Here is a 23,615-nt window from a genome sequence, read left to right as displayed (position 1 = left end):
GCAAGATGGACACCGACCGACGCGAAGGGACGCGCATGACCAGGACCACCGAGGCGCCCAGCGACGAGCTGCGGGCGTTCTGGGCCGAGCGGCACCTGTGCATGCTCACGACCCTGCGTGCGGACGGGAGCCCGCACGTCGTGCCGGTCGGGGTCACCGTGGACGAGGACTTCACCACGGCGCGGGTGATCTGCCGCGGCGGCAGCGTCAAGGCGCGCAACGTCCGGCTCGCGCAGCCCGCGCGTGTCGTGGTGAGCCAGGTGGACGGTCGCCGCTGGTCGAGTTTGGAGGGATCGGCGGTGGTCCGCGAGGATCCGGAGTCGGTGGCGGACGCGGAAAACCGTTATGCCGTGCGGTACCACCGGCAGCCGAAGCCGAACCCGGAGCGGGTCGTGATCGAGATCAGCCTCGACCGCAGGCTCGGCATGAGGTAAAGCACACCGTTGGCGGGTTGCGGACAAACGGGAAGATAAGGCAGTAATTCAGAGTGCGGACCGCGAAGACCCTCAAGATCGACAGTCCGTTCGCGGGCGGCACGACGTGGGACGTCGTCGACCGGACCGTGATCGGCGCGCTGGCGCCGTCGATGATCAGCACCCTGCGCCGGGGGTCCGAGGACTTCCTGTGGTTCGCCGAGCGCCGCATCGCCGGCCACCAGCTGGGCCGCCCCGGCCGCTGGGACCACCCGGTGGAGCGGGAGCTGCTCGGGTGGCGCTCGCGGCTGGCGTTCGAGCTGGACCCGCCGGTCGTGATCCCCGAGATCGACCTCAAGCTGTCGCACTGGGTCCGCAACACGCACGAGGAGTTCCTGCGGCGGCTGCCGGAGACCGGCGGGATGGTGCAGCTGGAGAGCGTCCGGGACGTGGACGCGTGGCTGCACACCCTCATCGACCACTACAAGGCTGTGAAGGCCGCCGGCGAGGAGCAGCTGGACCCGGACGCGCGCGCGACGTTGATGGCGTGGTTCCGGAACACGTTCTTCAAGATCCGCCGCGCGGCGGACCGCGTCGGGCTGAGCAGGGTGCGGGTCTGATCTGGGGCGGCTGGGCGCGTCGCCGTGTCAGGCGGCGGGTCTAGGGATCAAGGGAGTCCTCGCCGGACGGGCAGGCTCCGGGATGACAGAAAAGCCCCTCGGCCCAGCTCGGGTTTGGTTCAAGCTGCCTGGCTCAGCCGATCGGCTGCCACCAGGGGTCGACCGGCTTCGGGGCGTCCACGTCGATCCGCTCGCCTGGGCGCGGCACCGCCAGCTCCACGTCGTGGGCCTTCGCTTCCCGCCAGACCCGCTCCGCCGGCTCGGCCCAGCCGTGCATCGCCAGGCGGAACGTGCCCCAGTGCACCGGGATCAGCAGCCCGCCGCGGACGTCGAGGTGCGCGGCGACCCCCTCCTCGGGCGTCATGTGGATGTCCGGCCACGCCGGGTGGTACGCGCCGATCTGCACGATCGCGGCGTCGAACGGCCCGTACTTCTCGCCGATCGTGCGGTAGCCGTCGAAGTAGCCGGAGTCCGCCGTGTAGAACACCTTCCGCCCGGAGCGCGCCACGATCCACGACGCCCACAGCGTGTTGTTCCGCGTGAAGGCCCGCCCGGAGAAGTGCTGGGCCGCCGACGCGGTCACGTCCACCCCGCCGACCGAGACCGTCTCGTCCCAGTCCAGCTCGATGATCCGCTCCGCGGGAATCCGCCACCGCCGCAGGTGCGCGCCCACTCCGAGCGGCACCACGAACGGCGCGCTCTGCGTCTTCGCGAGCCGCACCACCGTCGGCCGGTCCAGGTGGTCGTAGTGGTCGTGCGACACGATGATCACGTCCAGCTCCGGCAGCTCGGACAGCTGGTGCGGCGGCCGGTGCATGCGCTTCGGGCCGACGAACCGGGACGGCGACACCCGCTCGCCCCACACCGGGTCCACCAGAACCTTCCGGCCGTCGATCTCGATCAGCGACGACGCGTGGCCGTACCAGGTGATGTGCAGCCCCTCATCGGCCGGCGCGGCAGGCCGCACCAGCGGCACCGGGCCGGTCGGCTTGCGTTGCTGCTTGCCGAACACCATCTCGCCGACCAGGTCGCGTGCCCTGGCCGGCTGCACGAGCGGCGGCGCGAGGTTGCGGAACCGGCCGTCGTGGAACTGCGGGGAGCGCCGCATGCGCTCGGGGTCGGGCCGCCCGCCGAACGCGACCGGGATTTCCCACAGGGCCGCCACCGCCGTGCCGAGCAGCGCGGGCAGGGCCCACCGCAACGTCTTCGCCATGTCCGGACAACTACGGACGGTCCCCGGATGTTCCCAGCGGCGCGAGCGGCCCGGACGGGTCGGCGGGCGACAGGCAACTGCTCAGTGGCGCGGTCAGCGAGCACAGCGCCGGCCCCTGGACCAGGCGGTACGACGGCCCGACACCGCCGCGCGCGATCACGTCCCGGTACGCCGCGACGCCGTCGGTCGGCCTGCGGGTCAGCGCCGGATCGCCGAGTGCGTCCACTTCGTACAGTCCGAAGCGCGGCCGGTAGCTGCCCCACTCGTAGTTGTCGGTGATGCTCCAGTGGTTGTAGCCGATGACGTCCATGCCGTTGGCCTTCGCGCGCTGCACCCAGAACAGCGTGTCCTGGATCGACGCGGCGCGGGTGTAGCCGTCCTCGCGCGGGTTCCCGTTGTCCGTGGGCAGGCCGTTCTCCACGATGTAGAGCGGCAGGTCCGGGTAGCGCTCGTGGTAGTAGCGCAGCGCGTAGTAGATGCCCTCCGGCTGCGGCTTCACCTTCCAGAACTGCTCGAACGCCGCGTAGATCGCCGTCAGGTTCGTCAGGCTGATGCCGTAGTAGTAGTCCAGCCCGACGAAGTCGACCTTGTCCTTGATCCGGTCCATCACGACCAGGTCGGTGAGCGGGTTGAAGCCGGCGTAGAAGGCCTGGTTGCTGGTCACCTGGGCGCCCGGATCGAGCCGGTGGATCTCGTCGTAGGCGCGGCGGTGCGCCTGCACCACGTTGGCCTGCCAGGCGGGCACCTGGAACGGGTTGACGGCGCCGATCCGCAGCTCCTGGGTGAGGAACGCGACCGGCTCGTTGAACGTCACCCACAGCACGTCGTCGTAGCGCTCCGCGATGCGCGTGGTGAAGGCGAGGAAGTCGTCGACGGTCTTGGCGCTGGTGAACCCGCCCTGGTCGGCCACCCACCCCGGGTACACCCAGTGGCTCAGCGTGATCATCGGGGTCATGCCCGCGGCGCGGATGTGCCGGACCACGTCGTCGTAGTAGGCCAGCTCGGCCTCGTCCCACACGCCGGGCGCGGGCTGCACGCGAGCCCATTCGACGCTGAACCGGAAGGTGTTGACGCCGAGGTCCTGCGCCAGCCGGATGTCCTCGGCGTAGCGGTGCCGGAAGCCGGTGGCGTTGGCGTACGGGTCGACGCCGCCCTTGGCGACGTAGCGCGACCAGTTGCTGTCCGGGGCGCTGCCTTCGGACTGGAAGCCCGCGGTGGCGACTCCCCAGTAGAACCGGTTCTCGGCGGATGCCGGCGTCACGGGGACCATCGCAACACAGAACAGGACGACGAGCGCTATCCGGGCCAGACGCGACATGTGAAAGAAATTTACGTTTTCGGCGCGTGGCCGTCAACGATCAACCGGCCCTGGTCTCCTTGACCAGCCACTCGAGGTACTCCGCGCTGCCGCCCTCGATGGGCGTCGCGATGATCTCCGGCACCTCGTAGTTGTGCTGCTCCTTGATCAGCTCGACCAGCGGCGCCACCCGGTCCGCCGCGGTCTTGATCTCCACCCGCCACTCGGGATCGGCGTGCACCTCGCCGTCCCACCGGTAGACGCTCAGGATGGGTCCGACGATCTGGGCGCACGCGCCAAGCCGCGCCTCGACGGCCTGCGCCGCCAGCTCCCGGGCCGTGGCCTCGCTGTCGGTGGTGGACGACACGATCACGTGTTCGCGCATGTGCCCGATTAGAGCACTGCGCCGGGCTCAGACCCAGCCCGCCTGCTGGTCCTCACGCTGCTCGTCGGCGTCGGCGCTCGCCTTGTGGGTCAGCGCGGCGACGGCCTGCTCCATCTCCGTGCGCACCTGGTTGCCGTCGGTGCGCCGGGTGTGCACGGTCATCGCGATCTCGCACTGCGCCGGGCCGCGCTCGATCACCCGCAACTCACCGCAATCGTCGCCGTCGCTCTCCGTGCCCCACGCCAGTTGTCTGCTCGCCGCGTCCGCGCGCAACCAGCCTTCGGCCAGGTCCTGCGGCAGGAACCGGGGCAGGTTGGGTGCGTCGGAGATGAACGCGAACGCCTCGTCGGCGGGCAGGTCGGCGGTCGCGGTGTAGTTGAACGTCTCCATGAGGTCGGAGATAGCCGTGTGGCGCAGGGCTAAACGGGGTACCTAGGCCCTTATGCGACTCGGCGTGCTGGACATCGGATCGAACTCCGCGCAGCTCCAGATCGTGGATGCCCACCCGGGCGCCCCGCCATTGCCCGCACTGGCTGTGAAAGAGCCCACACGCCTCGCCGAGCAGATCGACGAGAGCGGGGCGATCGCGGAGGAGGGCGTCTGCCGGGCGGTGGACGCGGTCGAGTCCGCCCTCGCCGCGGCCCGCCTGCACCGCGTCGAGCAGTTGTTCCTGTTCGCGACCTCGGCGATCCGGGACGCGACGAACCGGGACGAGATCATCAACCGGATCGAGGAGCGCACCGGCGTGCGGCCGCAGTTCCTCACCGGCGAGGACGAGGCCCGGCTGACCTACGCCGCCGCGCACCGCTGGTACGGCTGGTCCGCCGGCCGCCTGCTGCTGCTCGACATCGGCGGCGGCTCGCTGGAGATCGCCCTCGGCCGCGACGCCGAACCGCAGCTCACGCTGTCCCTGCCGCTCGGCGCGGGCAGGCTCACGCGGATGTTCCTGCCGGACGACCCGCCGTCGGTCAAACAGGTCAAGGCGATGCGGCGGCACGTGCGGGACATGCTGCGCGAGGTCGCCGACCGGCTGAGATGGGAGGGCGTGCCCGCCCGCGCCGTCGCCACGTCGAAGACGTTCAAGCAGCTCGCCCGGCTGGCCGGGGCGCCGCCGCAGCGGCGCGGCCCGTTCGTGCGGCGCACCCTCACCGTCGACGCGCTCAACGCGTGGATCCCCCGGCTGGCCGAGATGAAGACGTCCGAACGGGCTCGCCTGCGCGGGGTGTCCGCGCCGCGCGCGCGGCAGATCCTGGCCGGCGCGATCGTCGCCAAGGCGACCATGGACACCCTCGACATCCGCAAGGTCGACGTGTGCCCGTGGGCGTTGCGCGAGGGGATCATGCTGCACCACCTGCAGACCCTGCAGGTCTACGACGGCCTGCCGCTGCAGGCGATCAGCACCGCCGTGCCCGAGGTGTCGGGCCGCGGCGGCCCGGGTAAGTCACTGGTGGGACTGAGCCGAGGAGCGTGAGGAGTCTTCCATGTCGGAAACGGTCGGTGACCACCTGCTGAAGCGTCTGCGGGAGTGGGGCGTCGAGCAGGTCTTCGCCTACCCCGGCGACGGGATCAACGGGATCGTCGCCGCGTTCGGCAAGGCGGACAACGAACCTCGCTTCGTCCAGGCCCGTCACGAGGAGATGGCCGCGTTCGAGGCGGTGGGGTACGCCAAGTTCAGCGGGCACGTCGGGGTGTGCATGGCGACCTCGGGGCCGGGAGCCATCCACCTCCTCAACGGGTTGTACGACGCCAAGCTCGACCACGTGCCGGTGGTCGCGATCGTCGGGCAGACCGCGCGCAGCGCGATGGGCGGCTCCTACCAGCAGGAAGTGGACCTGCAGCCGCTGTTCAAGGACGTGGCCAGCGAGTACCTCGTCGAGGTCAACGTCGCCGAGCAGCTGCCGAACGCTCTCGACCGCGCCATCCGGACCGCACTGGCCAAGCGCGCGCCGACGGCCGTGATCATCCCGAACGACCTGCAGGAAGAGCCGTACTCGCCGCCGAAGCACGCGTTCAAGCACGTGCCGTCCAGCCCGCCCGGCTTCCCGCACCCCGTGGTCATCCCGCCCGAGGACGAGCTGGGGCGCGCGGCGGACATCCTCAACGAAGGCGAGAAGGTCGCGATCCTGATCGGGCAGGGCGCGCGCAACGCCGCCGCCGAGGTCCGCGAGATCGCCGAGCTGACCGGCGCCGGGGTCGCGAAGGCGTTGCTGGGCAAGGACGTCCTGCCCGACGACCTGCCGTACGTGACCGGCTCGATCGGGCTGCTCGGCACGCGGCCGAGCTACGAGATGATGCGGGACTGCGACACGCTGCTGATCGTCGGCTCGAACTTCCCGTACAGCCAGTTCCTGCCCGAGTACGGCAAGGCGCGCGCGATCCAGATCGACATCGACGGCAGCATGATCGGCATGCGTTACCCGACCGAGGTGAACCTGGTCGGCGAGGCGAAGGGCACGCTGCGGGCGCTGCTGCCGATGGTGCGGCGCAGGGAGGACCGCGCCTGGCGGGACAAGATCGAGAAGAACGTCGCGTCCTGGTGGGAGACCGTCGAGCAGCAGGCGATGGTCGAGGCGGACCCGGTCAACCCGATGCGGGTCGTGCACGAGCTGTCGCAGCGGATCCCGGAGGACGCGATCGTCACCGCCGACTCCGGCTCGTCGACCAACTGGTACGCCCGCAACCTGCGGATGCGCGGCCGGATGCGCGGCACGCTGTCCGGCACGCTGGCGACGATGGGACCGGGCGTGCCGTACGCGATCGGCGCGAAGTTCGCCTGCCCCGACCGGCCGGTGATCGCGCTGGAGGGCGACGGCGCGATGCAGATGAACGGCATGGCCGAGCTGCTCACGATCCAGCGCTATCACCACCTGTGGGCCGACCCGCGGCTGGTGGTGTGCGTGTTCCACAACAACGACCTGAACCAGGTCACGTGGGAGCTGCGGGCGATGGGCGGCGCGCCGAAGTTCGAGGAGTCGCAGTCGCTGCCGGAGTTCTCCTACGCCGAGTTCGCCCGGTCGCTCGGCTTCGAGGCGGTCGCGGTGGATTCGCCGGACCAGCTGGGCCCGGCGTGGGACCGGGTGCTGTCCGCGGACCGGCCCGCGCTGCTGGACGTGCGCTGCGACCCGGAGGTGCCGCCGATCCCGCCGCACGCCACGTTCGAGCAGATCAAGAGCACGACCGAAGCAATGCTCAAGGGCGACCGCGACGCGTGGCACATCCTGGTCGAGGGCCTCAAGACCAAGGCCCAGGAGCTGCTGCCGAACCGCTAGTCGGTGTCCTTGAGCCAGCTGCGGATCTCGTCGCTGTGCTCGCCGAGCTTCGGCGGCGGCTGGCGGTAGGCCGGCGGCGTCTTCGTCAAGCCGATCGGGTTGCGCACCACGTCCAGACCGCCCAGCGGCACGCGCGGCGTGAGCCCGAGCCGGTCGGCGAGCTGGAACGCCTCGGCGAGGTCGTTGACCGGCCCGCACGGCACCCCGAGGGGCGTGAGCAGCTCGAACCACTCGTCCGCCGGTCGCGTGCGCAGCCGGGCGCCGAGGAGCTCGGCCAGCTCGACCACGTGCGCGACCCGCTGCCCGTTGGTCGTGAAGCGCTCGTCCGCAGCCAGTTCCGGCAGGCCGAGCGCCTCGGTGAGCGCCGCGAACTGGCGGTCGTTGCCGACGGCGATGACGATCGGCCGGTCGGCGGCCTGGAACACCTCGTACGGCGCGACCGACGGGTGCCGGTTGCCGAGAATGCCCGGCACGACATCGGCCATCACGTGGTTCGCGCTCTGGTTGACCATGCTCGACAGCAGCGAGCCGAGCAGGCTGACCTCGATCAGCTGCCCCTCGCCGGTCGCATCCCGGTGGCGCAGCGCGGACAGGATGCCGACGGCCGCGTGCAGCCCGGTCAGGACGTCCACCAGCGCGACGCCCACCTTGGTCGGCTCGCCCGGTGCGGGGCCGGTGACGCTCATCAGCCCGCCCACGGCCTGCAGCAGCAGGTCGTAGCCGGGCAGCGCCGCGCCCGCGCCGCTGCCGAAGCCGGAAATCGAGCAGTACACCAGGCCCGGGTTGTCCGCCGCGAGGTCCTCGTAGCCCAGGCCGTAACGGGCCATCGTGCCCGGGCGGAAGTTCTCGACCACCACGTCGGCGCGGTCCGCCAGCGCCTTCGCCGCGGCCAGGTCGTCCGGGTCGGCGAGGTCGAGGGTGATCGAGCGCTTGTTGCGGTTGACCGACCGGAAGTAGACGGCCTCCCCGTCGGCGTGCGGCGGGCCCCACGCGCGGGTGTCGTCCCCGCCGCCGGGACGCTCGACTTTGATCACCTCGGCGCCGAGGTCGGCGAGCAGCATGGTCGCGTACGGCGCGGCGAGCACCCGGCTGAAGTCGGCGATGACGACGCCGGACAGCGCCCCGGTTCGATCGGTCACACCGTCCCTTCTACCTCATCGCGGCCAGCTTCCGGACCACGTACCGCGCGTCGCGGCCGACGCCGCGCAGGCTCGCGGACACCAGCGTGCTCTGCCACTCCAGCCCGACGTACCCGAGGCCGGGCACCGACGTGGACACCCCGCGCCGGTGCTTCGGCATGCCGCGCTCGTCCAGCGCGCCGAGGCCGCCGAGGTAGGGCATGTCCGGCCGGTACCCGGTGGCGAGCAGAAGCGTGTCGACGGGTTCGCGGCGGCCGTCGGACCACACGACGTGGTTGCCGTCGAGCCGGGTGAACATCGGGCGGCGGTCCGGCCGCCCGGCGCGGATCAGCCCGCGGTAGTGGCCGGTGTCGATCACCGGCACGGTCGGCGGGTCGCCCTTGATGCGGCGCGGCAGGTACGCGACGCCGGTGACCGAGAACCAGAACTGCAGGTCCTTGCCCAGCGGTCGTTGCGGCGCGTACCGCACCGGCTTGCGGGTCGCGAGCGTCACCGACGACACCTCGGCCAGCTCCGCGGCGATCTGCACGCCCGAGTTGCCCGCGCCGACCACGACGATCCGCTGCCCGGCGAACGCGCTCGGCTCGCGGTAGTCCGCCGCGTGGATCACCTTGCCCGCGAAGGAATCGAGCCCGGGCAACGCCGGCGTGTGCGGCTTGCCGAACCACCCGCTGGCGGCCACGACGACCGGCGCCTCGAACTCCTCCCCGGCCCGCACGACGAAGTTCCCGTTGCGGCGCACGGATTCCACGCGGTGCCCAGTGCGGATGTCCACGTCCAGGCCGGCCGCGTAGTCGCGCAGGTAGGCGACCACCTCGTCGCGCACCGGGTAGTGCCGCGGATCGCCGGGAAAACGCTTGCCCGGCAAGGAACTGTAGCCCGCGGGCGAGAACAACGTCAGGCTGTCGTAATAGCGCGGCCAGGAGCCGACCGGCTCCGCACCCGCCTCCAGCACCACCGGCTTCAGCCCGGCCTCCCGCAGCGCGTTGGCCGCGGCGAGCCCGGACTGGCCGCCACCGATCACGATCGCGTCGGGCATCACGCCTCCCCAGGTCCGAAACCGCTACGGTAGTCGGCTCCCGGGGAGGCGCGAAGTTGTTACTTTCTACGAGAACGCGCGCAGCCGCAGCGAGTTGCTCACCACGAACACCGAGCTCAGCGCCATCGCGGCCCCGGCGATCATCGGGTTGAGCAGGCCGAGCGCGGCCAGCGGGAGCGCCGCCACGTTGTAGGCGAACGCCCAGAACAGGTTGCTCTTGATGGTGCCGAGCGTGCGGCGCGCGAGCCGGATCGCGTCGACCGCCGCGCCCAGATCCCCACGCACCAGGGTCAGGTCGCTCGCCTCGATCGCGACGTCGGTGCCGGTGCCCATCGCCAGGCCGAGGTCGGCCTGCGCGAGCGCGGCCGCGTCGTTGACGCCGTCGCCGACCATCGCGACCCGGTTCCCCTTGTCCTGCAGGCGTTTCACCGCGTCGACCTTGTCGGCGGGCAGCACCTCGGCGATCACCTCGGTGATGCCGACCTCGCGGGCCACCGCCTTAGCGACGGTCTCGTTGTCCCCGGTCAGCAGGACCGGCCGCAGCCCCAGCGCCGTGAGCCGGCGCACCGCTTCGGCGGACGTGGGCTTGACCGTGTCGGCCACCACCAGCAGGCCGCGCACCCGGCCGTCCCAGCCCGCCGCGACGACCGTTCGGCCCAGCTCCTCCGCCTCGGTCTTGGCCCGCGCGAGCGCGTCCGGCAGGTGCAGGCCCCAGTCGGCGAGCAGCGCGGCGCGCCCGACCACGACCGCGCGGCCGTCGACCACACCCTGCACGCCGAGGCCCTCGACGTTGCGGAACTCCTCGACGGGCGCGTGCTCGTCCACGGCCGCGGCGATGGCCTTGGCGACCGGGTGCTCGGACGCGTGCTCCAGCGAGCCGGCCATCCGCAGCAGCTCGTCGCGGTCCTCGCCGTCGGCGACCCGCACGTCGACCAGCGACATGCGGCCGGTGGTGACCGTGCCGGTCTTGTCCAGCACGACCGTGTCGATCCGGCGGGTCGACTCCAGCGCCTCCGGGCCCTTGATCAGGATTCCGAGCTGCGCGCCCCGGCCGGTGCCGACCAGCAGTGCGGTCGGCGTGGCGAGCCCGAGCGCGCACGGGCAGGCGATGATCAGCACCGCGACCGCCGCGGTGAAGGCCGAGGTGGTGGGCTCGCCGAGCGCGAGCCAGGTGACCAGGGTGCCCAGCGCGAGCACCAGCACGATCGGCACGAAGATCCCGGACACGCGGTCGGCCAGGCGCTGGACCTGCGCCTTCCCGGTCTGCGCCTCCTCGACGAGCTTCGCCATCTGCGCGAGCTGCGTGTCCGAGCCGACGCGGGTGGCGCGCACGACGAGCCGCCCGCCCGCGTTGACGGTGGCGCCGACGACCGCGTCGCCCCGACCGACCTCGACCGGCACCGACTCGCCGGTCAGCATGCTCACGTCGACCGCCGACGAGCCCTCCTCGACCTCGCCGTCGGTGGCGATCTTCTCGCCCGGCCGGACCACGAACCGGTCCCCCACGACCAGCTGCGACGCCGGGATCCGCACCTCGGCGCCGTCCCGCAGCACCGCGACGTCCTTGGCCCCCAGCTCGAGCAGCGCACGCAGGGCGGCGCCGGCGCGGCGCTTCGCACGGGCCTCGAAGTAGCGCCCGGCCAGGATGAACGTGGTCACCGCCGTGGCGACCTCGAGGTAGATGCGGCTTTCGCTGCTGCGCTCGATGGTGAGCTCGAACGGGTGCCGCAGCCCGATCTCGCCGGCGTCGGTGAACACCAGCGCGTACACCGACCACAGGTAGGCCGCGAGGGTGCCGACCGAGATCAGCGTGTCCATCGTCGCGGCGCGGTGCTTGAGGTTCGTCCACGCCGCCACGTGGAACGGCAGGCCGGCGCCGAACACCACCGGCGTCGCCAGCGCGAGGGAGATCCACTGCCAGTAGTCGACCTGCCAGGCCGGGACCATCGCCAGCACGACCACTGGCAGCGACAGGACCGCCGCCGCGAGCACGCGGTCCCGCAGGCCGGTGACGTGGTCTTCCTCGTCCTCGGCCGGTTGCGGCAGCGTGGCCGAGTACCCGGCGGCCACGACCGTGTCGACCAGCTTCTGCGGGTCCACGCCCGACGGGAAGCTGACCTTCGCCTTCTCGGTGGCGTAGTTGACCGTGGCGGTGACCCCGTCGAGCTTGTTCAGCTTGCGCTCGATCCGGTTCGCGCACGAAGCGCAGGTCATGCCGCCGATGGCCAGTTCGACCTCGGCGCGCTCGGGGGCGGCGGTCATCGCGTCACCGGGAGGCGAGCTCGTACCCGGCCTCGTCGATGGCAGCGCGGATCGCGTCATCGCTCAGCTCGGCGGCGCTCACGACGGTGACCGAACCGGTCGGCAGATCGACCTTGACGTCCTGGACGCCCTCGATCTTCGTGACCTCCTCGGTGACGGAGGCGACGCAGTGCTGGCAGGTCATCCCGGTGACGGTGTAGACGGTCTCAGTCATGTTCCGGACTATACCCCCTACCCGTACCGGGCGTAACCCAGCGTTCCTCGATGCGGCCGAAGCGCCACACCGACCAGGCGACTACCCAGGTCAGGACGAACAAACCCACGATCACGAACCCCGCGTGGTCGAGGTTTATTTCGGCGATCCAGGCCAGCAGGCCACTCGTGATCCCCGCCTGGTCGACGAGCACGGAGATCAGCTCGATCACGCCGATGACCAGGGCGACCACGACGGAGAGGGCGGTCACGGTGATGTTGTAGAAGATCTTGCGCACCGGCCGCGCGAAGGCCCAGCCGTAGGCGTAGTTCATGAAGTAGCCGTCGGCGGCGTCGAACAGGGTCATGCCTGCCGCGAACAGGATCGGCAGCACGAGGACGGCGTACCAGGGCAGGGCGAACGCCGCCGCGCCGCCGGCCAGGACCAGCAGGCCGACCTCGGTCGCGGTGTCGAATCCGAGGCCGAACAGTACCCCTACCGGGTAGATGTGCCAGGGTTTGCGCACGGCGGCGGTGGCCTTGCCGAGGATGCGGTTGAGCAGGCCGCGGCTGGCGAGCTTCGCTTCGAGTTCGGTCTCGTCGAACTGCCCGCGGCGCATGTCGCGGGCGACGCGGAGGATGCCGACCAGCACGACCAGGTTGATCACGCCGAGCAGGCACAGGAACGTGCCGGACACGGACAGGCCGATCACGCCGGTGACGTCGTGCAGCGTGGAGGAGTCGTCCTCGACCTCCCCGGCGAGCGCGCGCACGCCGAGTGACAACAGCAGGCACAACCCGAACACGATCGTGGAATGCCCGAGGGAGAACCAGAAACCGACGGTGAGCGGCCGCTGCCCGTCGGCGATGAGTTTGCGGGTGGTGTTGTCGATCGCGGCGATGTGGTCGGCGTCGAACGCGTGCCGCATGCCGAGGGTGAAGGCCGTGACGCCGAGACCGACGCCGAACACCCCGGACGCGCCGATCTCGAAGTGCTTCGGCACGACCAGCAGGAGCAGGACCCCCCAGCCGGCGACGTTGAGCGCGAGGATGACGCCCACCATGCCCGCCACCGACATCCGTTCCCGCCTGCCGAGCGGAGTCCGATCACCCACGGGATAACCTCCATCACCTGTTCAGGTAATCAGATGAACAGACGGCCCGATCGGACGCAAGGGTGCGGATACGGGGAGCGGGTATGATGGCGGGAGTTTTTCGAGAGCGGAGGCGGACATGGCGAGCTACAGCGGAGACAAGGACGCCTACCTCAAGCGACTGCGCCGGATCGAGGGCCAGATCCGCGGCCTGCAGCGGATGGTCGAAGAGGACAAGTACTGCATCGACATCCTGACGCAGGTCTCCGCCGCGACGAAGGCGCTGCAGTCGTTCTCGCTCGAACTGCTCGACGAGCACCTGTCGAGCTGCGTGGTGGACGCGGCCCGCGCCGGCGGCCGCGAAGCGGAAGTCAAGGTCCGCGAAGCGAGCGACGCCATCGCACGCCTCGTGAAGTCCTGACCTGGCTTTTCGCCTCGCGCCTCGAAGTCCGGGCAACCTCGCACTCACCAGCACCCACAGCGCCGCCGCACCGAGCTCGTCCCACAAATCGGCGGCTGCGGCCATCGCCACCCAGCCGCCCGATCCTCGCGCGTGACAGCACCGGCGCAAGCGGGCACCCACCCCGGCCGCCGCACCCCGCGACCCTCAGCCACCGCGCCCGCGAACGGCCCCACCGCCCGTCAGCCCAGCAACGCCGCCGCAATCGCCTTCACCCTCAAGGCCGGCTCCGCGCCGCGCCCGCCAAGCGCCACCACCGCCCACATCGCGGAGTCTCGGCTTCCACCCCACCCGACCCCTGCGCCCTCAGCCACCGCGCCGGCCAGCGGCCCACCGCCCGTCAGCCCAACAACGCCGCCGCAATCGCCTTCACCCTCAAGGCCGGCTCCGCGCCGCGCCCACAAAGCGCACCACCGCCCGCATCGCGGAGTCTCGGCTTCCACCCCACCCGACCCCTGCGCCCTCAGCCACCGCGCCGACCAACGCCGCACCACCCGTCAGCCCAGCAACGCCGCCGCGATCGCCTTAGCCCTCAAGGCCGGCTCCGCGCTGCGCTCGCGTAGCGCCGTGACCAGCGCGCCGTCCACCAGCAGCATCAGCTGCTTCGCGAGCGTCGCGCTCGAGGCGTACCCGGCCTTCTCCAGCAGCCCGGCCAGGTAGTCCGTCACCGCCCCCTTGTGGGCCCGCGCCAGCCGGTACACCGCCGCGTCCGCGTCGCCCACCTCGGCCATCGCGTTGATGAACGCGCAGCCCCGGTAGTCCGCCCGCGCGAACCGCTCGGCGAGGAAGTCGAACACCGCCAGCGGGTGGTCGCCGCGCGCGGCGACGCCCTCCGCCAGCGCCTGCCGCCACTGCTGGTCGCGCTCGGTCAGGACCGTCTCGACCAGGTCGTCCTTGCTCGCGAAGTGCCGGTAGAACGACGCGCGCCCGACGCCGGACACCTCCAGCAGCCGCTCGACCCCCACCGCGCGGATGCCCTCCGCGTAGAACAGGTCCTCGGCGCTCTGCACGAGACGTTCACGGGCTCGAGTCGGCATGACTCCACGGTATCGGATCTTGACGAGAAACGGAACCGATCAGTACCGTTCAAACGGAACCGATCAGTACCGTTTGAGGAGCCATGGTCACCACCACTCACCGCCTGCCAGCCCGGATCGGCGTCCTGACGATCGCGACGTTCGCGGTCGGCACGGACGCCTTCGTCGTCAACGGCGTCCTGCCCGAACTGGCCCGCTCGCTGGACGTCAGCGTCGGCGAGGCCGGCCAGCTCGTGTCCGTCTTCGCGATCGCCTACGCCGTGCTGTCCCCGGTGCTCGCCGCCGCGACCGGGAACTGGCCGCGGCGCACCGTCCTACTGGCCGCGCTCGGCGTCTTCGTGCTGGGCAACGCCGTCACCGCCCTCGCGCCGGACTACGGCCTCGCCCTGGCGTCGCGGGTGATCGCCGCGGCCGGTGCCGCCGCCATCACGCCGACCGCCTCCACCGCCGCGGCCGCCCTGGCGCCACCGGAACGGCGTGGCCGCGCGATGTCGCTGGTCACGCTGGGCCTGGTGTCGTCGACCGCGTTGGGCGTGCCGATCGGGACGCTGCTCGGCTCGGTGGCGAGCTGGCGCCAGACGATGTGGCTGGTCGCCGCCCTCGGCCTGGTGGCTGCGGCGGGCGTCGCGCTCTGGCTGCCGCCGGTGCCGAACCCGCCTGCCACCACCCTGCGGGCGCGCCTGGCCCCGCTGCGGGACCGGACCGTGCTGCTGATCCTGACCGCGACCGTGGCCATGTTCGTCGGGATCTACCTGGTCACGATCTACCTCAGCGTGATCGTCGAGCAGGCGACCGCGGGCGACGGCGTCCGCCTCACCGCCCTGCTGTTCGCCGCCGGGGTCGCCGGCACGGTCAGCAACGTCGTGACCGGCGGGTGGACCGACCGCGTCGGCCCGATGCGGGTCATCACCGCCGCGATGGCGCTGGGCGCGCTCGACTTCGCGCTCATGCCGTGGACGACGGCGACGTTCGCCGGCGCGTTGATCGCCGTCGTCGCCTACGGGCTGGCCTCGTGGTCGGTGATGGTGCCGCAGCAGCACCAGCTGATCGCCGCCGCGCCCACGACGCCGTCGCTGGTGGTGTCGCTGAACGCGTCGGCGATCTACCTCGCGGTGTCCCTGGCCGGGGTGCTGGGCGCCGCCGCGCTCGAGGTGGTGCGTGGCGCTTTCCTGCCGTGGCTCGCGGCGTTCTTCCTCCTCGCCGGGCTGGCCGCCGCGTGGGCGGCGGAGAAGTTTAAACGTTGAACAGCAGGCAAACCTCCTCCACATGAGCGCGACCACCACACTGCCGAACGTGGCGCGCGGACACCTGGACACCCTGGACGAGACGCTGAGCGCGCTCCGTCGGCAGACGGGGCGCCTCACGCGATGGGGCCGCGTGCTCGCCGAGCGGTTGAGCGAGGGCGGCCGGCTGCTCGCCGCGGGCAACGGCGGGTCCGCGGCCGAGGCCAGGCAACTGACCGCGGACCTGCTGGGCCGCTACCACGACGACCACCCGCCGTTCTCCGCGATCGCCTTGCACGCCGACGCCTCCAGCCTCATCGCGGTGGGCGACGAGTACGAGTACGACCACGCCGAGGTCTTCGCGCGGCAGGTGCGCGCGCACGCCCGGCCGCGCGACATCCTCCTGCTGCTGTCGGCGAACGGCCGCAGCCGCAACCTGACGCGCGCGGCCGAGGAGGGTGTGCGGGCGGGGGCGAACGTGTGGGCGCTGACCGGGCCGAGCCCGAATCCGCTGGCGAACGTCGTCGAAGACGCCCTGTGCCTGCCCGGCACGGCGGCGACCGTGCAGGAAGCCCACCTCGTGGCGGTCCACATCCTGTGCGCGGAGGTGGAAACCGCACTGTCCACAGGGGACGCCGGGCGGAGGGCCTCCTGAGGCGCCGGGACGAAGCGCCCCGAATTGTCAGACCCCACCCCTATCGTCCACCCCATGCCCACCCACCCCACCCCCGGCGGCAGGCCGCGGGAGAAGTCAACCCGGAGCAGGCAGCGGATCGTTGCCGTAGAGCCGTCTGCTCTCGATCGACCCGTCGCGCCGCTGGATTCTGAGCACGCTCGGGCGGTCGGCGCGCGCCAGCTTCGCGGCCGCGCGCACCGCGTCCCGCTTGCGTTCGTGGTGCGACAGCACGGCCTCGCCCCGCTTCACATCCCAGCTGCCCAGCATCGGCGAGACCCAGTACACCGTCCGCGACATGATCCCTCTCCCTCCTCGAGTGTTGCACTGGAGCAACACTGTCCCTATAGTACATCACCGTTGCACCTCCGCAACGGTTCGGCAAAACTGCGACGGAACGGAAAGCGGAGGTGTGCCACATGGGCGGACGGCTGGACACGGGGAGGCTCTATGCGGCCCTCGACGCGGAGCGCGAGTCACGCGGATTGTCGTGGCGGCAGCTCGCGGCCGAGGCCGGGGTGAGCGCGTCCCTGGTCAGCCGGATGGGCAACGGTCATCGGCCGGACCTGGACGGGTTCATCGCGCTCGTCCAGTGGCTCGGGATGCCCGCCGAGACGTTCATGGTGTGGCCGGAGGGCCAGCCCGACGGGCGCCGCCGGCCCTCGCTCGAAGCGCAGCTCGCGCCGCTGCTCCGGGCCGAGGAAGAACTCAGCGAGTCCGACCAGCAGCACCTGCTGGACGTGGTCGGCCTGACGATGCGACACATCCGCGCCAAGAACAAGGAGTCGAAATGACCCTCCGCCGTGGTTTCAAGAAGGAGGCCAGGGAACTCGCCCTCGAGGTGCGGGCCGAGCTGGGGACCGAGGTCTTCGCCCCGCTGGACCCGTGGGCGCTGGCCGAGCTGTACGGGATCGAGGTGTTCGACCTGCGCAGCCCGTTCCTGCCTGCGGAGTCGGTGCGGCACCTGACGGAAGAACGCCCGCACGTGTTCTCCGCGGCGCTGGTCCCGCTCGACCCGAGCGGTGCCGTGATCATCGAGAACCACGTGCACCCCATGCGCCGCAGGCGATCCACGATCGCGCACGAGATGGCGCACGTGCTCCTGGAGCACCCGTTCGGCCCAACGCTGACCGACGAGAACGGCTGCCGCTCGGCCGTCGCGGGCATCGAGGAGGAGGCCGCCGAACTGTCCGGCGAGCTCCTCATCCCCACCGACGCCGCGCGGATCGCCGCGTTCAAGGGCTGGTCGGATCACTCGGTGGCCAACCACTTCCGGGTCAGCGTCGCGATGGCCACGTGGCGCATGAACATGAGCGGCGCCCGCCGGATCGCCGCGCGAACGCGGTTCAAAGCCGAAGCCCGGTACGCCACACCCGCCTGAGCGGTTGTCCACAAACCGATCCACAGGTGGACGGATCTGTGGACAACTCGACTGTCCATTGCGGACTGATGGGAGACGCCTAACACACGACGCGACGAAACGGGTTAACCACAGGGAAGAACTCGTGGATCCTGGCGCGCGAACCGGTGTCGTCAGGCGGCCTGGTCGGTTTCCTCACCGAACAGCTCGGCCACCGCGCGTGCCCGCAGGCGTTCGAGCCGCGTCGCCTGACTGCGCCCGTTCGCGATCAGCTCGTCGAGCCGGTCGGCGTCCAGCCGCGGGTCGACGGCGGCGCGGGCACGCAGGGTGCGCCAGGCCGCGACCTTGCCCTCGACGCCGAGCCGGAGCCCCTCGAGTTCGACGACGCGGCTGAGCGGCGAACGGTTCAGCAGGCGGCCGTTGAACTTGAGCCGGCCCGCCTTCTCCAGGAGCCACCCGGCCCAGTGCCCGGTGGGGCGGGAGGGTTCGCCGAGAGCGCGCATCATGTCGACGAGGGCGTCGCGGTCCTCTGCCATCTCCTCGGCGAGGCGGTCGAGCTTGCCGTTGCCCGCCCAGTCGGCCTCGGCGCGGGCGAAGCGCCTGGCCAGCTCCACCCCGGCCGTCACCACGGCCACATGGTCGTTCAGGTAAATCCCGAGCAACGTGCGACGCATACTGGGGAGTACCCCACGAACGAGGGGCTCAATCCAGGTCACCCCAGCCCCCCGACGCGCTGCGGGCTCTACTTCCACCGGACCAGCACCCATTGCCCCAGCAGGAGGCGGCACCGGCGGGCCAGGATCAGACCACCCCTGCAACCCCAAAACCGCTCGGCAGGCGCATCGTCGCCCAACCGCAAGGCCACTCGACTATGAGAACAACCCCCGCCAACCCCGCGGGTCAGACCACACCCTCCGCCCGCAGTCGCTCCACGGCGGCCTCGTCGTGGCCGAGTTCCTGGAGGATCGCGGAGGTGTGCGCGCCCACCTCGGGCACCGGCCCCATCCGCGGCTCGAACCCGCCCATGATCACCGGCGGGAGCAGCGCCTCCACCGTCCCGCCGGGGATCGGCACCGTGCGCCACCGGTCGCGCTCGGCGAGCACCGGGTGCGCCAGGAACTCGTGCACCGAGTTCACCCCCGCGTTCGCCACGCCGATGTCGTCCAGCAGGGCCATGATCTTGTCGCTGTCCAGCTCGCGGAACCGCGCCGCCACGATCTCGTTCAGCTCGTCCCGGTGCGCCACCCGTGCGGAACCGGTCGCGAACCGCGGGTCGTCGACCAGCTCGGGCCGCTGCAGGAACCGCGAGCACAGCGCGACCCACTCCGGCTCGTTTTGGATCGAGAACAGCACGTCCTTGCCGTCGGCCGCGGTGTACGCCCCGTAGGGCGCGATCGTCGCGTGCTGGGTGCCCACCCGCGGCGGCTGCGTGCCGCCGTAGCGCGTGTAGTAGGCCGGCTGTCCCATCCACTCGGACAGCGCGTCGAACAACGACACCTCCACCGGCTCCGCCCGGCCGGTCGTGGCCCGCGTGAACAGGGCCGTCAGGATGCCCGAGTAGGCGTACATGCCGCCCGCGATGTCCGCGACCGACACCCCCGCCCGCGCCGCGCCCTCCGGCGTCCCGGTCAGCGACACCAGGCCGGTCTGGCACTGGACGAGCAGGTCGTAGGCCTTCCGCTCCGCCCACGGCCCGTCCGTGCCGTACCCGCTGATCGTGCACGGGATCAACGACGGGTACCGCTGCGCGAGCGTCGCCGGATCCAGCTCCAGGCGGGCCGCCGCGCCGGGCGCGAGGTTCTGCACGAACACGTCCGCGCCGGCGAGCAGGCCGGCCAGGACCTCCCGGCCACGGGGGTCCTTGAGGTTGAGGGTCAGCGACTCCTTGGACCGGTTGAGCCAGACGAAGTAGCTGGACTGGCCGTGCACGGTCGTGTCGTAGCGCCGCGCGAAATCGCCGCCACCGGGACGTTCCACCTTGATCACCCGGGCACCCAGATCGGCGAGCTGGCGCGTCGCGAACGGCGCCGCGACGGCCTGCTCCAGGCTGACGACGGTGATCCCGGCGAGCGGCAGGTTCACAGCGCGCCCAGCTTGCCGTCCCCGTCCGGCAGCGGGGTCAGCAGCCGCACGTCCATCGGCTTCGCGAGCAGCCCGTCGAGGGCCGCGCCCAGTTCGGCGAGGGCCGCGCCCTTGCCGTGGGCGCCGAGCGCCGGGCCGGACGCCCACTTCTCCACCATCACGAACGTCGTCGGCGACTTCGCGTCGCGGTGCAGCGCGTAGCGTTCGCAGCCCGGCTCGGAGTGCACCGCCCGCACCGCGGTCCGCAGCGCCTCCTCGACCTGGGCCTCCTTGCCTTCCGCGGCCTCGATGGTCGCGATCACGACGACAGCGTCCGTCTGGTTCATGCCGCCATACCACCGGATGCGGGCCGCGACCGCAAGGTCACGGACGCCATTCGGGCTCGATCACGAGTTCGGTCGGATGCGTGTTCGGCGGCGCGTCCAGCACGGATCGCACCGCGTCCGCGATCGACGCCGGGTCGAGGTACCGCTCGGGCTCGTAGGGCCCGCCCTCCATCCGGCGGACCGTCTGCTGCATCGGCGTCGCGACGCGTCCCGGGTAGATGCTCGTGACGCGGACCCCGTTCGGGAGCTCCTCGCGGCGCAGCGCCTCGGCGAACACCCGCAGCGCCGTCTTGCTGGCGGCGTAGGCGGACCGGTGGGCGGGTGAGCCGAGGACGGCCGTCGAGTTCACCAGGATCACCCGGCCCCGCGCGGCTCGCAGCGCGGGCAGCAGCCGCCGGGTCGTCCCGATGACGCCGAACAGGTTCACGGCGAACAGCTCACGCCACACGTCGAGATCGGTGTCCGCGACCGAACCCAGTTGGAAAACACCCGCACAATGCACGACCACGTCGACCGACGACAATTCCGGACAATTATCGGAAATGTCCGGATCAGCCGCGAGGTCGACGGTCCAGCAATGCGCGTCCGGTAACGTTCCGGCCAATTCCTTCAACGCGGTCTCGTCCCGCCCGGCGACCCATACGGTGTACCGGTCGGCCAGGGCGGCGGCCACTTCCGCACCGATCCCGCCGGTAGCGCCGACCACGACGGCAGTTCCACGCACGTTCATCGATCGACACGATAAACGGCACGCGACACAAAAGAACAGGGTCCGTCGACTCTGGACGGACCCTGTTTCCGGACAATTCAGCCTTGACGGGCGTTCACCCGGGGGTTGTTCTTGTTGATGACGAACGAACGCCCCCGGCGCCGGACCACGATCGAGCCCGGCTGACGCTTGAGCGACCTGAGCGAATTCCTGCTCTTCATACCCGCTCCTTCCTCGCACACCGGTCAACGTTCCCAGGGCTCGCGGCATTCCGCGGGGTGCAGCGGTGTGCCGGCCACCGCGCAGTGCACCTTCACCGGGCTGACCGGCGCCGGCTTCGGGCGGCCGGGCACGAACGCGAACGCGATCAACGCGCCCGCGACGAGCAGTCCGGCGCACACCAGCATCGCCGTGCGGTAGGCGGGCGCGAGCGCCGCGGGATCGGTCAGGCTGCCCGTGCCGATGCCCGCGACCAGCGGCAGCACCGCGACCGCGAGCAGCCCGGCGGTGCGGGCGATCGCGTTGTTCGCGCCACTTGCCACCCCCGCGTACCGGTCGTCGAGCGCGCCGAGCGCGGTCGCGGTCAGCGGCGCGACCGTCAGCGACAGGCCGAGCCCGAGCACCACGACCGCGGGCAGCACCTCGGTCAGGTACGACGGGCTCGCCGAGATCCGGGACAGCAGCACGAGAGCCACCGCGCACACGACCGGCCCTGCGGTCATCGGCAGCCGCGGCCCGGTCCGCTGCCCGAGCGCCCCGGCGCGCGCCGACAGCACGAGCATCAGCGCGGTCACCGGCAGCATCGCCGAACCCGCCGCGACCGGCGAGTACCCGCCGACGACCTGCAGGTTCAGCACGACCAGGAAGAACACGCCGCCCAGCGCGGCGTACACCGCGAACGTCACCAGGTTCGCCGCGGTGAACGCCCGCGACGCGAACACGCCGAGCGGCAGCATCGGGTGCCGCGACCGCCGCTCGGTCAGCACGAACGCCGCGATCCCGGCGACCCCCACGCCGAGCGCCGCCAGCACCGTCGGCGAGCCCGCGCCGAGCGCCGGCCACGCCGTGAAGCCGTAGCTCAGCCCGGCCAGCCCGAGCGCGCCCATCGCCGCGCCGGTGAAGTCCAGCTGCCGCGCGGCCTCCGGGTTGCGGGTCTCCGGGACGTGCCGGAGCGCGACCAGCACGACTATCGCCGCGAGCGGCACGTTGATCAGGAACACCAGCCGCCAGCTCGCCACCTCGACCAGCCAGCCGCCGAGGAACGGTCCGAGCGCCCCGGCGATCCCGCCGAGCCCGGACCACGCGCCGATCGCCTTCGCTCGGTCGTCGGGGTGGAACGAGGCCTCCAGGATCGCCAGCGACCCGGGCGTGAGCAGGGCGCCGCCGACGCCCTGCAGCACCCGGGCGGCGACCAGCGTCCAGACGTCCGGCGCGAGCCCGCAGAGCAGCGACGCGATCGCGAACCACGCGACGCCGAGCACGAAGATCCGCCGCCGCCCGAAGCGGTCGCCGAGGGAGCCGCCGAGCAGGATCAGCGCGGCGAGGCTGAGCGTGTAGCCGTTGATCGTCCACTGCAGACCGGCCGTGCTCGCCTCGAGGTCGCTGCCGATCTTGGGCAGCGCGATGTTCACGACCGTGGCGTCCAGGAACGTGACACCGGACCCGAGAACGGTGGCGAACAGGACCCAGCGCCCGGCGGCCTGGCCGTACCGGAGCGAGGTTTCCGCCGTAGTCACGAGGACCGATCGTGGTTGGCGGTGGCGGCGGGCGCAAGTTTCCCCGCGGACACCGCATGGCAGGCGCCGAACCCGTCCGCGCGTGCGACGATCCGGCCGCCGGCCACGCGCACTGCCACCTCGGTCGCATCGCTGACCGCCGCCACCCCGGCCGCCGCGGCCAGCTCGCCCCGCTCGTCGCACACGACCCGCAGGCGCGGCCACGCGGCCTCGGGGAACGCCTGCCGCAGGCACGCGGCGACCTCGGTGATCACCAGGCGCGCGAGCGGCCCCAGCTCGGCCGGTTCCCCGGTGACCGCCACGAGCGTGACATCCAGCCCCGCCCGGACGGCTTCCTCCACGACGGCGAGCCGGTGCAGGCCGAGGACCGCGACGACGCCGTCGGACGGGAGCCGGACCGGCTCGCCACGCACCAGGTCGACGGCCTCGCCGGGCGACCACGGCTCGTCGGCGGGGCGCGGGTGCGGGGACACCTGCGGCGGGGCCCACCAGTCGTTGAACGGCAGGTCGGCGAGCTGTTCACAGGTGCTGATCACGTCGAACGGCTCGACGAACCCGGGCGCCGCGACGGTGAGCTGACGCGCGCCGTGCAGCGACGTCAGCACCGCCCGCGCCCGGCGCACGTACCGCGCGGGCGGCGCGCCCGGCGGGGACTCCGGCGGGTCGAGCCGTTCCACCGCCAGCGCGAGCAGCAGCGCGCCGAGTTCCATGAGCTGCGCGTACGGCAGCCGCACCCGCTCGTCGGCCATCACCTCGGCGGGCAGGTCGCGGGCCAGGCCGGCGTCCCGCACGATCCAGTCGCGGGCGAACGAGCCGACCGCGGACCGGGCGTCGGTGCCGGGCCTGCTGTGCGGGGACGGCTCCGCGCGGGCCGCGAGGTCGGCCAGGACCGCGAAGTACAAGGCCCGCTTGCCGGGGAAGTTCGAGTAGACCGCGCCGCGCGTGAGCTCCGCCCGCTCGGCGATGACGTCCACCTTGGCGTCCCGGAACCCCCGCTCCGCGAACTCGTCCCGGGCCGCGACCAGCACTCTCGCGCGGTTGCGCTCCTGCGTCTCCGCCCTGGTCAGCCGCGCCACGAAGCCTCCT

27 protein-coding genes are annotated in these 23,615 nt (G+C 71.7%); 9 read left to right on the top strand and 18 right to left on the bottom strand.

What is annotated here, in order from left to right; all coding sequences use genetic code 11:
• Window positions 1–5 precede the first annotated feature (5 nt).
• Complete coding sequence (locus ABZ215_RS02450; protein ID WP_354947166.1) at window positions 6–434, top strand: TIGR03618 family F420-dependent PPOX class oxidoreductase; 429 nt, start codon at window positions 6–8, stop codon at window positions 432–434.
• Between the two features lie 53 nt (window positions 435–487).
• The gene (locus ABZ215_RS02445) at window positions 488–1,033 is read left to right on the top strand and encodes a hypothetical protein (RefSeq protein ID WP_020416545.1); all 546 of its coding nucleotides are present in this window, start codon (window positions 488–490) and stop codon (window positions 1,031–1,033) included.
• 133 nt (window positions 1,034–1,166) lie between these two features.
• On the opposite strand, the gene ABZ215_RS02440 is transcribed toward ABZ215_RS02445, so the two are convergent.
• The 4 genes from ABZ215_RS02440 to ABZ215_RS02425 all read right to left on the bottom strand — a co-directional run bounded on the left by ABZ215_RS02440 (window position 1,167) and on the right by ABZ215_RS02425 (window position 4,318).
• The gene (locus ABZ215_RS02440; protein ID WP_237338411.1) at window positions 1,167–2,246 is read right to left on the bottom strand and encodes an MBL fold metallo-hydrolase; all 1,080 of its coding nucleotides are present in this window, start codon (window positions 2,244–2,246) and stop codon (window positions 1,167–1,169) included.
• A 10-nt stretch (window positions 2,247–2,256) separates the two neighbouring features.
• Window positions 2,257–3,516, bottom strand: coding sequence for a family 1 glycosylhydrolase (locus ABZ215_RS02435; protein WP_354947194.1), 1,260 nt, complete (start codon window positions 3,514–3,516; stop codon window positions 2,257–2,259).
• An 88-nt stretch (window positions 3,517–3,604) separates the two neighbouring features.
• On the bottom strand, window positions 3,605–3,928 hold the full coding sequence (cutA, locus tag ABZ215_RS02430) for a divalent-cation tolerance protein CutA (protein ID WP_020416542.1): 324 nt from the start codon (window positions 3,926–3,928) through the stop codon (window positions 3,605–3,607).
• Between the two features lie 27 nt (window positions 3,929–3,955).
• Window positions 3,956–4,318 carry a hypothetical protein gene (locus ABZ215_RS02425; protein ID WP_020416541.1) on the bottom strand — a complete coding sequence of 121 codons (363 nt, stop codon included), beginning with the start codon at window positions 4,316–4,318 and terminating at the stop codon, window positions 3,956–3,958.
• Window positions 4,319–4,370: 52 nt separating this feature from the next.
• On the opposite strand from ABZ215_RS02425, the gene ABZ215_RS02420 reads away from it, so the two are divergent.
• Together ABZ215_RS02420 and ABZ215_RS02415 are read left to right on the top strand one after the other, a co-directional pair.
• Window positions 4,371–5,399 (top strand): Ppx/GppA phosphatase family protein, encoded by a 1,029-nt coding sequence (locus ABZ215_RS02420; protein WP_354947164.1) that lies wholly within the window; start codon window positions 4,371–4,373, stop codon window positions 5,397–5,399.
• Between the two features lie 10 nt (window positions 5,400–5,409).
• Window positions 5,410–7,197: a thiamine pyrophosphate-requiring protein gene (locus tag ABZ215_RS02415; protein ID WP_237338413.1), complete on the top strand. Its 1,788-nt coding sequence runs from the start codon at window positions 5,410–5,412 to the stop codon at window positions 7,195–7,197.
• Here the strand turns inward: ABZ215_RS02415 and ABZ215_RS02410 are convergent.
• The 5 genes from ABZ215_RS02410 to ABZ215_RS02390 form a co-directional block, all read right to left on the bottom strand.
• Window positions 7,194–8,336, bottom strand: coding sequence for a CoA transferase (locus tag ABZ215_RS02410; protein ID WP_354947161.1), 1,143 nt, complete (start codon window positions 8,334–8,336; stop codon window positions 7,194–7,196). The genes ABZ215_RS02415 and ABZ215_RS02410 overlap by 4 nt on opposite strands.
• Window positions 8,337–8,346: 10 nt before the next feature.
• Entirely contained in the window at window positions 8,347–9,375 is a 1,029-nt protein-coding gene (locus ABZ215_RS02405; RefSeq protein ID WP_354709178.1) for an NAD(P)/FAD-dependent oxidoreductase, read from the bottom strand.
• Window positions 9,376–9,441: 66 nt separating this feature from the next.
• A complete protein-coding gene (locus tag ABZ215_RS02400) occupies window positions 9,442–11,637 on the bottom strand; it encodes a heavy metal translocating P-type ATPase (protein ID WP_354947159.1) in 2,196 nt (731 codons plus the stop codon).
• A 4-nt stretch (window positions 11,638–11,641) separates the two neighbouring features.
• Window positions 11,642–11,851, bottom strand: coding sequence for a heavy-metal-associated domain-containing protein (locus ABZ215_RS02395; protein WP_017986270.1), 210 nt, complete (start codon window positions 11,849–11,851; stop codon window positions 11,642–11,644).
• Window positions 11,844–12,908: a HoxN/HupN/NixA family nickel/cobalt transporter gene (locus ABZ215_RS02390; RefSeq protein WP_354947192.1), complete on the bottom strand. Its 1,065-nt coding sequence runs from the start codon at window positions 12,906–12,908 to the stop codon at window positions 11,844–11,846. The genes ABZ215_RS02395 and ABZ215_RS02390 overlap by 8 nt, the downstream gene beginning before the upstream one ends.
• 154 nt (window positions 12,909–13,062) lie before the next feature.
• On the opposite strand from ABZ215_RS02390, the gene ABZ215_RS02385 reads away from it, so the two are divergent.
• Window positions 13,063–13,344: a metal-sensitive transcriptional regulator gene (locus ABZ215_RS02385; RefSeq protein ID WP_017986268.1), complete on the top strand. Its 282-nt coding sequence runs from the start codon at window positions 13,063–13,065 to the stop codon at window positions 13,342–13,344.
• Between the two features lie 536 nt (window positions 13,345–13,880).
• Here ABZ215_RS02385 and ABZ215_RS02380 read toward each other — a convergent pair.
• Window positions 13,881–14,420: a TetR/AcrR family transcriptional regulator gene (locus tag ABZ215_RS02380; protein WP_237338210.1), complete on the bottom strand. Its 540-nt coding sequence runs from the start codon at window positions 14,418–14,420 to the stop codon at window positions 13,881–13,883.
• Between the two features lie 83 nt (window positions 14,421–14,503).
• Here ABZ215_RS02380 and ABZ215_RS02375 point away from each other — a divergent pair, with 83 nt between their 5' ends.
• Window positions 14,504–15,664 carry an MFS transporter gene (locus ABZ215_RS02375; protein ID WP_354947157.1) on the top strand — a complete coding sequence of 387 codons (1,161 nt, stop codon included), beginning with the start codon at window positions 14,504–14,506 and terminating at the stop codon, window positions 15,662–15,664.
• A 22-nt stretch (window positions 15,665–15,686) separates the two neighbouring features.
• Window positions 15,687–16,298 carry an SIS domain-containing protein gene (locus ABZ215_RS02370; RefSeq protein ID WP_354709182.1) on the top strand — a complete coding sequence of 204 codons (612 nt, stop codon included), beginning with the start codon at window positions 15,687–15,689 and terminating at the stop codon, window positions 16,296–16,298.
• A 96-nt stretch (window positions 16,299–16,394) separates the two neighbouring features.
• Here the strand turns inward: ABZ215_RS02370 and ABZ215_RS02365 are convergent, their stop codons facing one another.
• Complete coding sequence (locus ABZ215_RS02365) at window positions 16,395–16,616, bottom strand: DUF2188 domain-containing protein (RefSeq protein WP_020416530.1); 222 nt, start codon at window positions 16,614–16,616, stop codon at window positions 16,395–16,397.
• Window positions 16,617–16,735: 119 nt separating this feature from the next.
• On the opposite strand from ABZ215_RS02365, the gene ABZ215_RS02360 reads away from it, so the two are divergent.
• Both ABZ215_RS02360 and ABZ215_RS02355 read left to right on the top strand, forming a co-directional pair.
• Entirely contained in the window at window positions 16,736–17,110 is a 375-nt protein-coding gene (locus ABZ215_RS02360; protein WP_017986264.1) for a helix-turn-helix transcriptional regulator, read from the top strand.
• Window positions 17,107–17,697 (top strand): ImmA/IrrE family metallo-endopeptidase, encoded by a 591-nt coding sequence (locus ABZ215_RS02355; protein WP_237338213.1) that lies wholly within the window; start codon window positions 17,107–17,109, stop codon window positions 17,695–17,697. The genes ABZ215_RS02360 and ABZ215_RS02355 overlap by 4 nt, the downstream gene beginning before the upstream one ends.
• 152 nt (window positions 17,698–17,849) lie before the next feature.
• Here ABZ215_RS02355 and ABZ215_RS02350 read toward each other — a convergent pair whose 3' ends face one another.
• From ABZ215_RS02350 to ABZ215_RS02320, 7 genes are all read right to left on the bottom strand, one after another.
• Window positions 17,850–18,350, bottom strand: coding sequence for a hypothetical protein (locus ABZ215_RS02350; RefSeq protein ID WP_237338214.1), 501 nt, complete (start codon window positions 18,348–18,350; stop codon window positions 17,850–17,852).
• 226 nt (window positions 18,351–18,576) lie between these two features.
• Window positions 18,577–19,758: a CaiB/BaiF CoA-transferase family protein gene (locus ABZ215_RS02345; protein WP_020416527.1), complete on the bottom strand. Its 1,182-nt coding sequence runs from the start codon at window positions 19,756–19,758 to the stop codon at window positions 18,577–18,579.
• The gene (locus ABZ215_RS02340; protein ID WP_020416526.1) at window positions 19,755–20,084 is read right to left on the bottom strand and encodes an antibiotic biosynthesis monooxygenase family protein; all 330 of its coding nucleotides are present in this window, start codon (window positions 20,082–20,084) and stop codon (window positions 19,755–19,757) included. The genes ABZ215_RS02345 and ABZ215_RS02340 overlap by 4 nt, the downstream gene beginning before the upstream one ends.
• Window positions 20,085–20,121: 37 nt before the next feature.
• Window positions 20,122–20,814 (bottom strand): SDR family oxidoreductase, encoded by a 693-nt coding sequence (locus tag ABZ215_RS02335; RefSeq protein ID WP_027935633.1) that lies wholly within the window; start codon window positions 20,812–20,814, stop codon window positions 20,122–20,124.
• A 77-nt stretch (window positions 20,815–20,891) separates the two neighbouring features.
• A complete protein-coding gene (locus ABZ215_RS02330; protein ID WP_020416524.1) occupies window positions 20,892–21,014 on the bottom strand; it encodes a ribosomal protein bL36 in 123 nt (40 codons plus the stop codon).
• Window positions 21,015–21,038: 24 nt separating this feature from the next.
• Window positions 21,039–22,529 carry a DHA2 family efflux MFS transporter permease subunit gene (locus ABZ215_RS02325; protein ID WP_354947154.1) on the bottom strand — a complete coding sequence of 497 codons (1,491 nt, stop codon included), beginning with the start codon at window positions 22,527–22,529 and terminating at the stop codon, window positions 21,039–21,041.
• Window positions 22,526–23,605 (bottom strand): helix-turn-helix domain-containing protein, encoded by a 1,080-nt coding sequence (locus tag ABZ215_RS02320; RefSeq protein WP_354947152.1) that lies wholly within the window; start codon window positions 23,603–23,605, stop codon window positions 22,526–22,528. The genes ABZ215_RS02325 and ABZ215_RS02320 overlap by 4 nt, the downstream gene beginning before the upstream one ends.
• Window positions 23,606–23,615: the final 10 nt, after the last annotated feature.

It is taken from the genome of Amycolatopsis sp. NPDC006131 (assembly GCF_040614175.1).
In the GTDB taxonomy this organism is placed as follows: Bacteria; Actinomycetota; Actinomycetes; order Mycobacteriales; family Pseudonocardiaceae; genus Amycolatopsis_E; species Amycolatopsis_E tucumanensis.
This window is presented reverse-complemented; position numbering and strand designations above follow the sequence as displayed.